Origin of the sequence: Salsipaludibacter albus (assembly GCF_019798055.1) — a bacterium.
GTDB classification, from domain to species: domain Bacteria; phylum Actinomycetota; class Nitriliruptoria; order Nitriliruptorales; family Nitriliruptoraceae; genus Salsipaludibacter; species Salsipaludibacter albus.
The window spans coordinates 31261-45019 of sequence record NZ_JAHOPH010000008.1 but is presented as its reverse complement, the minus strand read 5'-3'; the positions used below and the strand labels follow the sequence as shown (position 1 = coordinate 45019).

The 13759-nt window shown below is 71.5% G+C and carries 14 protein-coding genes; 7 read left to right on the top strand and 7 right to left on the bottom strand.

Going from position 1 to position 13759, the window contains the following annotated elements; all coding sequences use genetic code 11:
- Positions 1 to 84: 84 nt before the first annotated feature.
- The gene (locus KR546_RS06790; protein ID WP_238443948.1) at positions 85 to 501 is read left to right on the top strand and encodes a YccF domain-containing protein; all 417 of its coding nucleotides are present in this window, start codon (positions 85 to 87) and stop codon (positions 499 to 501) included.
- 11 nt (positions 502 to 512) lie between these two features.
- On the top strand, positions 513 to 1007 hold the full coding sequence (locus tag KR546_RS06785) for a nitroreductase family deazaflavin-dependent oxidoreductase (RefSeq protein ID WP_238443947.1): 495 nt from the start codon (positions 513 to 515) through the stop codon (positions 1005 to 1007).
- Between the two features lie 46 nt (positions 1008 to 1053).
- On the opposite strand, the gene KR546_RS06780 is transcribed toward KR546_RS06785, so the two are convergent.
- Positions 1054 to 1800 (bottom strand): TetR/AcrR family transcriptional regulator, encoded by a 747-nt coding sequence (locus tag KR546_RS06780; RefSeq protein ID WP_238443946.1) that lies wholly within the window; start codon positions 1798 to 1800, stop codon positions 1054 to 1056.
- Positions 1801 to 1955: 155 nt separating this feature from the next.
- On the opposite strand from KR546_RS06780, the gene KR546_RS06775 reads away from it, so the two are divergent.
- Positions 1956 to 2960 (top strand): NAD-dependent epimerase/dehydratase family protein, encoded by a 1005-nt coding sequence (locus KR546_RS06775; protein WP_238443945.1) that lies wholly within the window; start codon positions 1956 to 1958, stop codon positions 2958 to 2960.
- A gap of 107 nt (positions 2961 to 3067) precedes the next feature.
- Positions 3068 to 3427, top strand: a complete 360-nt coding sequence (locus KR546_RS06770) for a cupredoxin domain-containing protein (protein ID WP_238443944.1) — start codon at positions 3068 to 3070, stop codon at positions 3425 to 3427.
- 191 nt (positions 3428 to 3618) lie between these two features.
- On the opposite strand, the gene KR546_RS06765 is transcribed toward KR546_RS06770, so the two are convergent.
- From KR546_RS06765 to KR546_RS06740, 6 genes are all read right to left on the bottom strand, one after another.
- Entirely contained in the window at positions 3619 to 4626 is a 1008-nt protein-coding gene (locus KR546_RS06765) for an NAD-dependent epimerase/dehydratase family protein (RefSeq protein WP_238443943.1), read from the bottom strand.
- A gap of 44 nt (positions 4627 to 4670) precedes the next feature.
- Complete coding sequence (locus KR546_RS06760) at positions 4671 to 5606, bottom strand: XdhC family protein (protein ID WP_238443942.1); 936 nt, start codon at positions 5604 to 5606, stop codon at positions 4671 to 4673.
- The gene (locus KR546_RS06755; protein ID WP_274387718.1) at positions 5603 to 8041 is read right to left on the bottom strand and encodes an aerobic carbon-monoxide dehydrogenase large subunit; all 2439 of its coding nucleotides are present in this window, start codon (positions 8039 to 8041) and stop codon (positions 5603 to 5605) included. The genes KR546_RS06760 and KR546_RS06755 overlap by 4 nt, the downstream gene beginning before the upstream one ends.
- Complete coding sequence (locus KR546_RS06750) at positions 8038 to 8565, bottom strand: (2Fe-2S)-binding protein (RefSeq protein ID WP_238443941.1); 528 nt, start codon at positions 8563 to 8565, stop codon at positions 8038 to 8040. The genes KR546_RS06755 and KR546_RS06750 overlap by 4 nt, the downstream gene beginning before the upstream one ends.
- The gene (locus tag KR546_RS06745) at positions 8565 to 9467 is read right to left on the bottom strand and encodes an FAD binding domain-containing protein (protein ID WP_238443940.1); all 903 of its coding nucleotides are present in this window, start codon (positions 9465 to 9467) and stop codon (positions 8565 to 8567) included. Before KR546_RS06745 ends, KR546_RS06750 begins: the two co-directional genes overlap by 1 nt.
- Positions 9468 to 9659: 192 nt before the next feature.
- Positions 9660 to 10631 carry a cation diffusion facilitator family transporter gene (locus tag KR546_RS06740; protein ID WP_238443939.1) on the bottom strand — a complete coding sequence of 324 codons (972 nt, stop codon included), beginning with the start codon at positions 10629 to 10631 and terminating at the stop codon, positions 9660 to 9662.
- Positions 10632 to 10822: 191 nt separating this feature from the next.
- On the opposite strand from KR546_RS06740, the gene KR546_RS06735 reads away from it, so the two are divergent.
- From KR546_RS06735 to KR546_RS06725, 3 genes are all read left to right on the top strand, one after another.
- Entirely contained in the window at positions 10823 to 11182 is a 360-nt protein-coding gene (locus KR546_RS06735) for a DUF427 domain-containing protein (RefSeq protein WP_274387717.1), read from the top strand.
- 34 nt (positions 11183 to 11216) lie between these two features.
- Complete coding sequence (locus KR546_RS06730; protein ID WP_238443938.1) at positions 11217 to 11723, top strand: nitroreductase family deazaflavin-dependent oxidoreductase; 507 nt, start codon at positions 11217 to 11219, stop codon at positions 11721 to 11723.
- A gap of 194 nt (positions 11724 to 11917) precedes the next feature.
- On the top strand, positions 11918 to 13633 hold the full coding sequence (locus KR546_RS06725) for a M28 family peptidase (protein WP_238443937.1): 1716 nt from the start codon (positions 11918 to 11920) through the stop codon (positions 13631 to 13633).
- Positions 13634 to 13759: the final 126 nt, after the last annotated feature.

Genomic DNA, 13759 nt, shown 5'->3' with positions numbered 1-13759 from the left:
GAGTCCCGGGGGCACTGATCCGGGGATCGTCCATCCCCTGCGGGTCGCGTACCGTTGACCCACGTGCGACCGCTGGAGGCGACCGTGAACGTCTTGTTGAACCTGCTGTGGCTGGTGCTGGCCGGGTGGTGGCTGGCGCTGCTGTACGTCGTCGCCGGCGTCATCAACATCATCCTGATCATCACCATCCCGGCCGGGATCCAGTCGTTCAAGCTGGCCGGGTTCGCGCTGTGGCCGTTCGGCCGCGCCGTCGTGCCCATCCCGGGTCGGTCGCCGACCATCTCGGCCATCATGAACATCATCTGGCTGTTCACGGGCGGGTTCTGGCTGGCGGTCGCACACGTGATCGCCGGGGTGCTGCTGATGATCACGATCATCGGGATCCCGCTGGGCGTCGCGAGCATGAAGATGGCCGGGCTCGCCCTGGTCCCGTTCGGCAAGCAGGTCGTGGACCGCAGTCGCGTGACGGCCACCGGCGACGCGATCGTCGTCGGCGGCTGAGCGAGCGGCAGGTGGAGGTCGAGCCGCCGCGAGGCATGGGCCAGCGCATGGTCACGCGGTTCGCGGCCAGCGGCCCGGGATCGTGGGTGTTCGCCCGGTTGCTGCACCACGTCGACCGTCCGGTCCATCGCCTGTCGCGCGGTCGCCACACGGCCACGAGCCTGGTGTCCGGACTGCCGGTGGCGATGGTCACCACGACCGGTGCCCGCAGCGGGCAGTCGCGCACCGTCCCCCTGGTCGCCGTGCCGACGTCGGACGGCCTGGCCGTGGTCGCCTCCAACTACGGCCAGCCACGCCACCCGGGCTGGTACCACAACCTGGTGGCAGACCCCCACGGGACCGTGTCGGTCGACGGTCGGTCGTGGTCCTTCCGGGCCGAACTCGCCGAGGGCGCCCGTCGTGACCGGATCTGGGCCCGGTGCCTGCGGATCTACCCCGGCTTCGCCACCTACACTCGCCGGGCCGCCGACCGCGACATCGCCGTCTTCGTCCTCCTGCCCACCTGACCCGGCGCCGTGGCCACGACGTGCAGGAGGTCGGCCCGGGACGGGGTCAGTCTGGGCGTGCCGCGTCGAGCGTGGCCTCGAGCGTGGCCGCGAACAGGTCCCCGGTGGCGTCCTCGTCGAGCCATCGGAACTGGCCGTTGAGCTCGAGCGCGACCGCTCCGTGCAGGACTGACCACCAGGCGAGGGTGCGGGCCGCGAACGACGCCGAGACCGGGACCGGCGCCTCCTCGCTGATGGCCTCGGCGAGGCGGTGCAGTCCGTGGGGCGGATCCGCCAGGTCCGGGACGTCGAGGTCGCCGGACTGCCAGGCCACGTACGCGGGCAGGACCAGCGCACGGGCCATCCGGGCGTTGGCACGGGTCGTGGCGCCGTCCAGCGGTGCGGCGTAGCCCTCGATCGGCTGGCCGAACAGCAGGTGGAACTCGTTGGGGTGGGCCAGCGACCACGTGCGGTACGTGCGCCAGGTCGCACGCAGGCGGTCCAGCGGGGGGGCGTCGGCGTCCGCAGCCTCGGGGACCTGGCGGGTCCGCCCCAGGTCCGAGACCTCCTCGGCCAGGCCCTGGGCCAGGAACAGGTGGTCGGCGAGGTCGGTGTAGCCGTCGGTGATGAGCATGGTCAGCAGCGCGTCGCGCCCGTCGTAGTAGCGATACAGGCCGGCGGGGCTGATCCCGACGTCACGCGCGATCGCGCGAAGGGACAGGTCCGCCGGGCCGACGGCCCGCAGTTGGTCGCGCGCCGCCTCCCGGACCGACGCCAGCAGTTCGGTGCGGAGTGCCTCGCGTCGTCCGACCACGATGCTGCCTCTCGGTCGGGGCCCGGGGTCGTGCGCCCATCGCCCACGATGTTACCACCCCTTTCTTCGTGAACACTGTCCACATAAGATGCGAACAGTGTTCACGTCGATGGTCGACGAGCCGGACACGGAATCCAGGACGAACGGAGCGGGTCATGACCACGCAGATCCTCGACGTCACGGTGCTCGGGGCCACGGGCGGTATCGGACGGGCCATCAGCCGGGAGCTGGCCGACCGCGGCCATCGCGTCACCGGCGCGTCCCGCAGTGGGGGACCGGTCGGCGACGACGTCGCCTCGACCACGGTGGACCTCACCGACCGCGCGGCCGCGATCGCCGCCTGCCGGGGTGCCGACGTGGTCGTCATGGCCGCCCAGCCGCCCTACCAGGACTGGCTCGAGCACTTCCCCCCACTGCTCGACAACGTCCTGGCCGCCGCCGAGGAAGCGGATGCCCGGCTCGTGTTCGTCGACAACCTCTACATGTACGCCCCCGCGGCCGGACCACTGGCCGAGGACTCGCCGGAGCACGCCACCGACCACAAGGGCATGCTGCGCCGTCGCCTCGGCGAGACGGTCCTGGCCGCGCACGAGTCGGGCCGGGTCCGCGCCACCATCGGCCGTTTCAGCGACTACTACGGCCCCGAGGGCACGAACTCCGGCCTGTACATGGTCGGCATCGCACCGGGGCTGGCTGGTCGCCGTCCGCGTGGCCTGTTCCAACTCGACCAGCCCCACACCTTCCACTACCTGCCGGACGCCGCCCGCGGGTTCGCGACCCTGGTGGAGGACGACCGCGCCGACGGGTCCGCCTGGATCCTGCCCGCCGCCCCCGCGACGACCCAGCGCGAGCTGCTGCAGCTGGTGGCCGACGAGACCAGTGGGAAGCGCCCGGGCGTCGTCCCCGGGTGGGCGCTGTGGCTGGCCGGACTGTTCGACCCGATGCTGCGCGAGTCACGCTCGGTGGTGGTCCAGTACGACCGCCCCTGGGTCGTCGACGCCAGCCGGTTCGACACCACCTTCGGGTCGATCGACATGACGCCCCACCGAGTGGCGGTGGCCGAGACGGTCGCGGCCTTCCGGGACACGTCGGCCGACGGGTCCAGCTCCGACGCCTCCGACGCCTCCCACGCCCACGCCCGTGCACGGAACTCGGCATGACCGCCTCGGCCGCCCCCTCGCCTGCCGGATCCGAACGATTCGGTGGTGAGCCGCCCACGGGACACGCGACGGCGACCCCTCGCCGCCCTCGCCGCCGGGTCCTGCGCGTGCTCGGAGCCGTCGTCCTGGTGCTGGTCCTGCTGACTGCGGCGGGCGTGTGGTTCTCGCCGATCGGTGATCGCCTGCGTGCCGATGCGGCTGCCCAGCCGCCCGTGTCTGGTGTCGAGGACGTGTCCATCGCCGACTCGACGTTCTCGCCGGCGTCATTGGCGGTGCCGGTCGGGACGACCGTGACCTGGACGTGGGTGGACGGCGAGGCCCACGACGTGGTCTTCGCCGACGGTCCCCGGTCCGACGTCCAGGCGAGCGGGTCGTGGACCCGGACGTTCGACGCGCCGGGCGAGTACGCGTTCTCGTGCACCCTCCACCTGTTCATGGACGGACGGGTCGTCGTCACCGCCGAGTGACGGCCCACGCGACGCGTCATGTCCAGTGGGTGCAGGACCGTGCGGAACGTGCACCGTTCTGCACCCGCTCACCGGCTGGTCGGTCGGGGTTCCGCGAGTGGGTGCAGGACCGAGCGGGATCCGCACCGTTCCGCACCCGCTCACGTGGTCGGGGCCCGCCGTGCATCCGCCAGTCCCGGGGGGGACCTGCCTCAGGCAGCCCGGGCCTCCTCGGCCTGCATCCACGCCACCGTGTCGGCAACGCACTCCTCGAACGGTCGCCACGTGATGCCGAGGTCCTCCTCGGCCGCGCTCGAGTCGCCGCAGGCACGCTGGAGGGAGACCCACAGGCCCTCGGGACCGCCGCCGAGGTCCCAGCCGAACCGGGCGCGGGCCATCCCTGCGAGCCGGGTCGCCGCGGTGGCGACCGGTGCCGGGACCGCCATGGTGCGGCGCGGCCGGCCGGCCGCCGTGGTCACCGCGTCGACGAGCTCGGGCAGGCTCGGGCAGTACGGCGCCAGCACGTAGCGGCGCGGACCACGTCCGGGCTCGACGAGGGCGGCGTGGGCGGCAGCCACGTCACGCACGTCGACCAGTGCGATCCCGGTGCCGCGGGGGAGCATCGACATCAGCCCGCGCATGCAGGCCCGGGCGAGCAGGTGGGACTCGCCCTCGTGCGGGTCGTGGGGCCCCCACACGCCACCCGGGTTCGTGATGACGACCGGGTGGCCGTGGTCCTGCAGGGTGCGTGCGTAGGCCTCCTGCCGGGCCTTGGACCCGGCGTACGGGAAGGGCGCGTCGCCGGGGGCCGTCTCGGTGGTCAGCACCTGGCCGACCTCGCCGTCGTGGATCAGTGCCAGGGTGGACGACACGTGCACGATCGGGTCCATCCCGGCGTCGATCGCCGACTCCAGGACGTGGCGCACCCCCCGCTCGTTGGTGCGGGCGATCTCGTCGGCCCGGTCCGGGTCGAAGGAGTACACGCTCGCGGCATGGACGACCGCGTCACACCCCGACAGGCCGGCCTCGATCGCACCGCGGTCGGTCATGTCGGCCAGCGCCACCTCGACGACGTTGGGGTCGACGCCCAGCGGCTCGAGCGCGGGGGCTACGCCGTGGACCCGGCGAGCGATGATCCGGACGTCGTGTCCGGCGTCCAGCAGGGCCGCCACCGTGTGGCTGCCGACGAACCCCGTTCCTCCCGTGACCGCGACCCGCATCCCGTGCCCCCACGTTCGTTGAACCTCGACGTCCTGCGGTCACCCTAGGTGGCGAAGGACGTCGGGTCGGCCAGGAAGGCGTCACGACAGCCCGGGCCGCAGAACCACACGGTGGTGCCGTCGTGGTCGACGTGCAGCGAGGCAGGAACGGTCGCGACGGTCATGCCACACACCGGGTCGATCGCCGTGTCCTCGGAGGTGTCGCCCGCACCATCCGTGACGACGACCCCGGCGTCGGGGTCGTGCGCGTGGTCCGGGCCCGGGGCCGCCTCGGCTCGATCGGCGCGGGCGGTCACGATCCCGGCCAGGATCGACACGGCGACCTCGTGCGGGGTCGACGCACCGATGTCGAGGCCCGCCGGGGTGTCGATGCGGGCGGCCTCGTCGACCTCCAGCCCCAGCGACGCGACCACCGCGTCGCCACGGCGCGGGCTGGCGACCAGTCCGACGTACGCGACGTCGGCCGCGACCGCGGCGGCCAGGGACTGCTCCTCGTCGCGTCCGTGCGACGCCACCACCACCGCGGCTGCGCCGTCCGGCACCGCGCCGTCCCAGCGCTGCACCTCCCAGCCGATCGCCGCCCCAACCTCGACCAGGGCCCGGGCGATCGGGGAGTCGCCGACCACCACGGCCAGCGGGGTCGGCAGGTCGGGTTCGAGGAAGACCTCCAGGGTCCCGCCCGAGAGGCAGTGGTTGTGCACGACGACCTTGCCGTCCTGGGCCGGTTCGGGATCGGGGGTGATCCGCACCAGCGCCGATCGGCCGGTGCGCAGGACCCGCAGGGACTGCTCGCGCACGGTCGCCTCGGCACAGGTGCCACCGACGAAGCCCTCGATGGTGCCGTCGGCCAGCACGACCGCCTCGTCACCCGGGTTGGCCGAGGTCGGCCGCTCGGCCAGCACCACGCGGGCGTGCACGAACGGCTCGCGGGCGGCCCGGAGCTCCTCGGACCGCCGCACCAGCGCGGTCCCGCTGCTCACTCGATGGCCAGGTCGGTGCGCAGTGGCGAACCCTGCATCGCACGCCACACGGCGGCCGGGGTCAGCGGCATGTCGGCGTGGCGCACCCCGATCGCGTCCAGGACGCTGTTGACCACGGCCGGCGGCGAACCCACCGTGGCGGACTCGCCGACCCCCTTGACGCCGATCGGGTGGTGCGGTGACGGGGTCACGGTCTCGCCCAGCTCCCAGCTCGGACACTCCATCGAGGTCGGCAGCAGGTAGTCCATGAACGACCCGCCGAGGTGGTTGCCGTCACGGTCGAAGGCCATCACCTCCATCAGCGCCATGCCGATGCCGTCGGCCAGCCCACCGTGCACCTGGCCCTCGACGATCATCGGGTTGATCCGCGGGCCGCAGTCGTCGACCGCGATGAACCGCCGCACCTTGACCTCGCCGGTGGCCGTGTCGACGTCGGTCACGCAGATGTAGGCGCCGAAGGGATAGGTGAGGTTGGGTGGGTTGTAGACGGTCTGGGCGTCGAGGTGGCCTTCGACGCCCTCGGGCAGCTCGAGGCTGCCGTGTGCGGCGAAGGCGGTCTCCTGGATCGTCTGGCCCTGCTCGGGGGCCCCACGGACGAACCAGCGGCCCGGCTCCCACTCGAGGTCGTCGGGGTCGCACTCCAGGGCGGTCGCCGCGATGATCCGGGCCTTGTCACGGATCCGGTGGCTGACGACCGCGGCCGCCGCGCCCGACACCGGGGTCGAGCGCGAGCCGTACGTGCCCAGCCCGAACGGGGTGTTGTCGGTGTCGCCGTGCACGACCTCGATGTCCTCGGGTGGGATCCCGAGTTCCTGGGACACGATCTGGGCGAAGGTGGTCTCGTGGCCCTGGCCCTGGGACTGCACGGAGATCCGCAGGATCGCCTTGCCGGTCGGGTGGATCCGCAGCTCGCAGCCGTCGGCCATGCCCAGGCCGAGGATGTCCATGTGCTTGCGTGGCCCGGCCCCGACCCCCTCGGTGAAGAACGACAGCCCGATGCCCATCAGCATCGTCGACTCGCCGTTGTCGTACGCGGCCCGGACGTCGGCCTGCTCGTCACGCAACGCCTCGTAGCCCGCCATGTCCAGCGCCTTCTGCAGGGCGCGCGGGTAGTCGCCGGAGTCGTACTCCCAGCCCGTCGGCGTGGTGTAGGGGAACTGCTCGGGCTGCAGCAGGTTCTTCATCCGCAGTTCGGCGGGGTCCATGTCGAGCTCGTCGGCCAGGCAGTCGACCATCCGCTCGACCAGGTAGACCGCCTCGGTGATCCGGAACGAACACGCGTAGGCGACCCCGCCCGGGGCCTTGTTGGTGTAGACCGCCCGGACGTTGCAGTGCGCCGCGCCGTAGTCGTACGAGCCGGTGAAGATGTGGAAGAACCCGGCCGGGTACTTCGTGGGCTGGGCGACACCGTTGAAGGCGCCGTGGTCGGCCAGGACGTCGACCCGCAGGCCGGTGATGGTCCCGTCGGCCGTCGACGCGATCTCCCCGGTCATGTGGTAGTCGCGGGCGAACGAGGTCGACATGAGGTTGCCGGCGCGGTCCTCCATCCACTTGACCGGCTTGCCGGTCACGATCGAGCCGACCACCGAGCAGACGTAGCCGGGGTAGATCCCGACCTTGTTGCCGAACCCACCACCGATGTCGGGCGAGATCACCTGGATCTTGTGCTCGGGCAGGCCCGCGACCAGTGCATAGAGGGTCCGGTGGGCGTGCGGCGCCTGGGTGGTCGTCCAGATGACGAGCTTGCCGGTGACCGGGTCCATGTGGGCCACCGACCCGCAGGTCTCCATAGGAGCCGGGTGCGTGCGCGGATACAGCATCTCCTGGCGCACGACCACGTCGGCGTCGGCGAACGCCCGGTCGGTCTCGTCCTTGTTGCCGGCCTCCCAGTCGTAGATCTTGTTGTCGGTGCGTCCCTCGACGTCGTCGCGGATCAGCGGGGCGTCGTCGGCCAGCGCCTGCTTGGCATCGGCCACGGCGGGCAGCGGCTCGTAGTCGACCACGATCCGCTGGGCGGCGTCCTGGGCGATGTACTCGTCGTCGGCGATGACGAACGCGACCTCCTGGCCCTGGAAGCGGACCTTGTCGGTCACCAGTACCGATTGGGTGTCGTTGGACAGGGTGGGCATCCACGACAGCCCGACGCCCTCGAGGGTCTCGCCGGTCAGGACGGCGTGGACCCCGTCGACGGCCTCGGCGGCGGAGGTGTCGATCGAGTTGATGCGGGCATGGGCCATGGGGGCACGCAGGATCACGCCGGTCAGCATCCCGGGCAGGCGCACGTCGTCGACGTAGTTGCCCTGGCCGCGGAGGAACCGGGCGTCCTCCTTGCGCAGCATCCGGCCGAACCCGATCGGGTTGCCGGCGTCGCTCAGCGGGACCTCGGTGGTGTCGGCCTCGGTGTCGGACTGGGGCGGGTTGTCCGTGGTGGTCATGCCGTCACCTCGTCGCTCGTCTCGACGTCCGCGGACGCGTCGTCGTCGGTCGCCTCGGCCTCGCCGTTGCCGTGCTCTGCGGCCCAGCGCACCGCCCGCACGATGTTCTCGTAGCCGGTGCAGCGACACAGGTTGCCCGAGATCGCCTCGCGGATCGTGGCCTCGTCGGGGTCGGGGTCGCGGTCCAGCAGCCACTGTCCGGTCATCAACATCCCGGGGGTGCAGAATCCGCACTGCAGGCCGTGCTCCTGCATGAACCCCTCCTGCAGCGGGTTGAGCTGACCCCCGGTGTCGAGGTCCTCGACGGTGCGCACGGTGTGGCCGTCGGCCATCACCGCCAGCATCGTGCAGGACTTGACCGGGGTGTCGTCGACCCACAGCGTGCAGGCACCGCAGTTGGTGGTGTCGCAGGCCCAGTGCGTGCCGGTCAGTCCCAGCTCGTCGCGCACGAAGTGGACCAGCAGCATCCGGGGCTCGACGTCGCGCGTGACCGCCGTGCCGTTGACCGTGATCGTGACCTCCATCAGGCGTTCCCTTCTTCGCTGTCGACCGGATCGCTGCCGCTTCGGGCCCGTCGGGCCGCGTCGGTGAGTGCCCGACGGGTCAGTTCCCCGGCGAGGTGGCGCTTGTAGTCGACCGGTCCACGCTGGTCGGCCGTCGGGGACACGGCGTCGTGGACGATCCGGGCGGCCTCGGCGAAGGCCTCGGCGCTGGCGGGCCCGCCGACCAGGGCCTGCTCGGCGTCGGGGCAGGTCATGTCGGGGGCGCCGACCGCGCTCAGCCCCAGGCCCACCGCGGCGATGGTGTCACCGTCGAGCTGGACGAACGCCCCGGCGGCTGCCACGGCCCAGTCGCCGACCCGGCGCTCGACCTTGTGGTAGCTGCTGCCGACCGACGTGCGGACCGGGATGCGGACCTCCACGAGCAGCTCGGCGTCACCGACCGCGGTCTCCCACGGGCCGGTGTGGAACTCGCGCATCGGGACGGTCCGTCGACCGTTCGCGGACTGGATGACGCAGCTGCCCTTGAGGGCGGTCACCACCGCCGACAGGTCCTCGGCCGGGTCCGCCTGGCACAGCGACCCACCGATCGTGCCGCGGTTGCGGACCAGCGGGTCGGCGATCTTGCGTTCGGCGTCGGCGAAGATCGGGTAGTGCTCCCCGAGGATCGGGTCGTCGAGGATCGCGGCGTGGCGCACCAGCGCGCCGATCGCGAGCTCGTCGCCGTCGAGGCGGACGTGGTCGAGCCCGGGGAGGTCGTTGATGTCGATCAGCACCTCGGGCACGGCCAGGCGCAGTTTCATCATCGGCAGGAGGCTGTGTCCACCGGCGATGACCCGGGCCTCGTCCCCGTGAGCCGTCAGGCGCTGGATGGCGTCCTCGACCGTGCTGGCCCGCTCGTAGTCGAACGTCTCCGGTACCTGCATGCCGCCCCCCCGTTGATTCGATTGTCGATGCAACCGAGGGAACTCGGGGGACCGACCCCTGTCAACGGATTCGCAGAAGTGGTCGTGGGCCGGACGCCGGCCGACGACGTCGTGCCGATGGCGTGCCACCACGCACGTCAGGAGCACACGACGACCGGTCGCTCGCTCGAGCGGGGGGCCGACGCGAGCCGGTCAGTGCTGGGTGTGGTCCAGCGTGGCGTCGTCGGGCCCGACGTCGTCGGCATCGACGTAGTCGGCCTCGTACAGGTCCGGCTCGAGGTAGATCTGCAAGTCGTGGGGGACGGCGTCGCGCACCGCGGCCTCGACGGTGTCGATCGCGTCGGACAGCTGGGTGTTGGTCAGCCCGCGGGTGAACTCGATCTTGCCGGCCACCAGGACCTCCTCGGGCCCGATGTGCTGGGTCCGCAGGTCGATGATCCGGGTCACGTCGGGGGCGTCGCCGACCGCCCGGACGATCGCCGCGGTGTCGGTGTCGGTCGCGGCCTCGCCGATCAGCAGCGACTTCATCTCCCAGGTCAGGAACGCGGCGATCACGATCAGCAGCACGCCGATGCACAGCGTGCCGATGCCGTCCCAGATCGGGTCCCCGGTCGCCACCGTCAGCCCGACGCCGCCCATGGCCAGGACCAGGCCCAGCAGCGCACCCGTGTCCTCCAGCAGGATGACGGGGATCTCCGGGCTGCGTGCCGAGCGCAGGTACTGCCACCAGGTGCGCGTGCCGCGGACCTTCTTCGCCTCGAGGAAGGCGGTCCGGAACGCGAAGGCCTCGGCCACGATGGCGAACGACAGCACGCCGAACGCCCACGCGACCGACTCGATCTCGTGGGGGTCGCGGATCTTGTTGATGCCCTCGTAGACCGAGAAACCCCCACCGACCGAGAACAGGACCAGCGCGACGACGAAGGCCCAGAAGTAGCGCTCGCGGCCGTAGCCGAACTGGTGGCGGTCGTCGGCGATCTTGCGGGCACGCTTGCCACCCAGCAGCAGCAGGCCCTGGTTGGACGTGTCGGCGACCGAGTGGATCGACTCGGCCAGCATCGACGACGACCCGGTGAACAGGTACGCCACGAACTTCGCGATCGCGATGCCGCCGTTGGCGATCATCGCGGTCACCACCGCCTTCGTGCCGCCACCTGCTGCCACGTGTCCACTTTCGTCGTCGGCCGTGTTGCGTCGTCACACGGCGGCTGCGATCATAGGGTGGAGGTGGTGGTCCCACCCACCCGCCGGGACCGCCGAACGATCGTGGCGCGGCCCCGGGGCGGTCGTCCGCCGTGGCCAGCGAGCCGCGCGGACGGCGGACCCGGCCGCTGGATCGCCCCCGCGCGGTGGCCATGCCCGGCCCACGCCACGAACGACCGGTCGTCGACGCCGACGTCGACGACACCACCAGCGACGAGGATCAGACCCACATGGCAACCGCCCGGTTCAACGACACGGTCATCGCCGACAGCGACGACGCGATCATGGTCGAGGGGGCGCTGTACTTCCCGCCCGAGGACGTCAACACCGAGTACCTGCGCGAGATCTCCAAGACCGAGGAGTCGTGGCGCGGAACCGCCCACTACTCCGACGTCATCGTCGCGGGCCAGGTGGTCCCCAGCGGTGCCTGGCACTACCCGGAGGCGGCCGACGCCGCCCTGGACATCGAGGGCTACTACGCCTTCTGGAACGGTGTCGAGGTCACGTCCTGACCGCCGTTCCCGCTGCGGGGGCGTGGTGACGCGCATGCCGTTGCCCGACGCGTTCTCGCTGCGCCAGAAGCCGACCGGGTTCTTCAAGGCGCTGCTGAGGGCGCCGGTGTGGCTGTACCGGTGGGACCTCGGCCGACTCCTGGGAACCCGGTTCCTGCTCATCACCCACCGGGGGCGCCGCTCCGGCGACTCGCACCAGACCGTGGTCGAGGTGGTCCACCACGACGTGGACCAGGGGGAGTGGGTGGTCTGCTCGGGCACCGGGCCGCAGGCCGACTGGTACCGCAACCTGGTGGCCGCTCCTGCCGAGGCGGTCCAGGTGGGCGACCGTTCGTGGACTCCGGCCCAGCGGTTTCTGGATGACGAGGAGGCGGCTGCCACCTACCACGCCTACGAGACCGCCCATCCCCGGACCGCCCGGCGCCTCCTGCAGTCGATGGGCAACAGCTACGACGGAACGCACGCCGGTCGCGTCGCGATGATGGCCGACATGCCGATGGTCGCCTTCTCCGACACCGCCCTCGACCCCGGCACCACCTGACGCCGAGTCGGCTGGCACGTCGCCCGGCACCGGGGTGGCACGGTGGTCGTCCTCCGGGCTGGTCCGCCACGCGCACGTCCGGCCACCACTTCGTCAACAGGGGTTACGGGGAGCCCCCGGCCGGGGTCTACTGTCCGGATGCTCGACACGGGGTCGCACGTCTGCGACCTCACCCGACCAAGGACCGAAGACTGATGACCAGTTCCCTCCCCGCCGCCACGGCGGGACCCCTGCGTCGACGCGCGTTCGTCGTCGCCCTCGCACTGCTGCTGTTGGCGGCCGTCGTGCCGGCCACGAGCGCCGTCGCCAAGCCGGCCGACGTCTGTGACCGGCAGAACAACAACACCCTGCAGAAGTTGCTCGACTGCCTGACCGCCGAGGGCGTGCTCGAGCACGAGCAGGCCTTCCAGGAGATCGCCGACACCGCCGGTGACCCGACCTACCCGGGGACCCGTGCCGCAGGCACCGAGGGCTACCAGGGCAGCGTCGACTACGTCGTCCAGCAGCTCGAGGCCGCCGGCTGGGAGGTCTCGCTCGACCCGGTCGACGCGACCTTCGTCTACCCGGCCATCCTCGAACAGCTCACCCCCGTCCAGGGCGACTACGCGACCGGTGCCTTCACCGGTTCCGGCTCGGGCACGGTGACGGGCAACGTCGTCCCGGTCGACATCAACCTCACGCCGCCGCGGGCCAGCAGCTCGGGCTGTGAGGCCGCCGACTTCGCCGGTGTCGACCTCAGTGGTCCGGCCGACATCGTCCTGGTGCAGCGCGGGACCTGCAACTTCGGTGACAAGGCCGCCAACGCCGAGGCCGCGGGTGCCGAGGCCGTGATCATCTTCAACCAGGGCAACACGCCCGACCGCGAGGGCCTGATCGTCGCCAACGCGTCCACCCTGGGCGACGGCAGCTCGATCTTCCACGGCATCCCGGTCGTGGGTGCGAGCTTCGCGGACGGCGTCGCGCTGTCCCAGCCCGGTTCGACCGCCTTCGTCGAGGTCCTCGACATCGAGACCCGGACCGACTTCAACGTGATCGCGGAACTGCCCGGCGACAACGACGACAACGTCGTCATGGCCGGCGCCCACCTCGACTCGGTCGTGGCGGGTCCGGGCATCAACGACAACGGGTCGGGCTCGGCCGCGCTCATCGAGCTGGCCCAGCTGCTGTCCAAGCTCGAGCCGGTCAACACGCTGCGCTTCGCGTGGTGGGCCGCCGAGGAGCAGGGCCTGGTCGGCTCGGAGGACTACGTCCAGGGGCTGTCCGACGCCGAGCGTGACCGCATCGCGGCCTACCTCAACTTCGACATGATCGCGTCGCCGAACTTCATCTTCGGGGTCTACGACGCCGACGAGTCGAGCTTCGCCGCACCGGTCACCGTGCCGGAGGGGTCCGAGGCACTCGAGGACCTGTTCGAGATCTTCTTCACCTGGCGTGGCGTTCCCTACGAGGACAGCCAGTTCTCGGGTCGCTCCGACTACCAGGAGTTCATCAACAACGACATCCCGGCCAGTGGCCTGTTCACCGGCGCCGAGGTCCCCAAGACCGCGGCACAGGAGGCCATCTGGGGTGGCGTGACCGGGGAGTCCTACGACCCGTGCTACCACCTGGCCTGCGACAACCTGTTCGACGACGACCCGACGCGTGACGCCGCGGTCTACGCCGAGCTGAACGCCGAGTACGACATGGTCGGCAACGTCAACCTCGACGCCCTGGGCACCAACGCCGACGCGATCGCGTTCGCGGTGTTGCAGCTGGCGTACTCCACCGAGTCGGTCAACGGGGTCGAGGGCGAGCCCGTCCCGGCGATCCGTCCGCTCCGCCTGCCGTCCGAGCCCGCGGGCCCGGCCGGGACCGTCGGCACCGGTGGCACCGGTGGCGGCGGCCACCACCACGAGGAGGAGGTCGGCTGACCCGACCCCCATCCTGACCACGGCCGCCCCCCGGATCCCGGGGGGCGGCCGTCGTCCGTGTCGAGCCACGCGTGGCTCCGCGGTGGCGCCATCGGGGCCCGTCCTGGCGTTCGGTGCCGGCTCTGT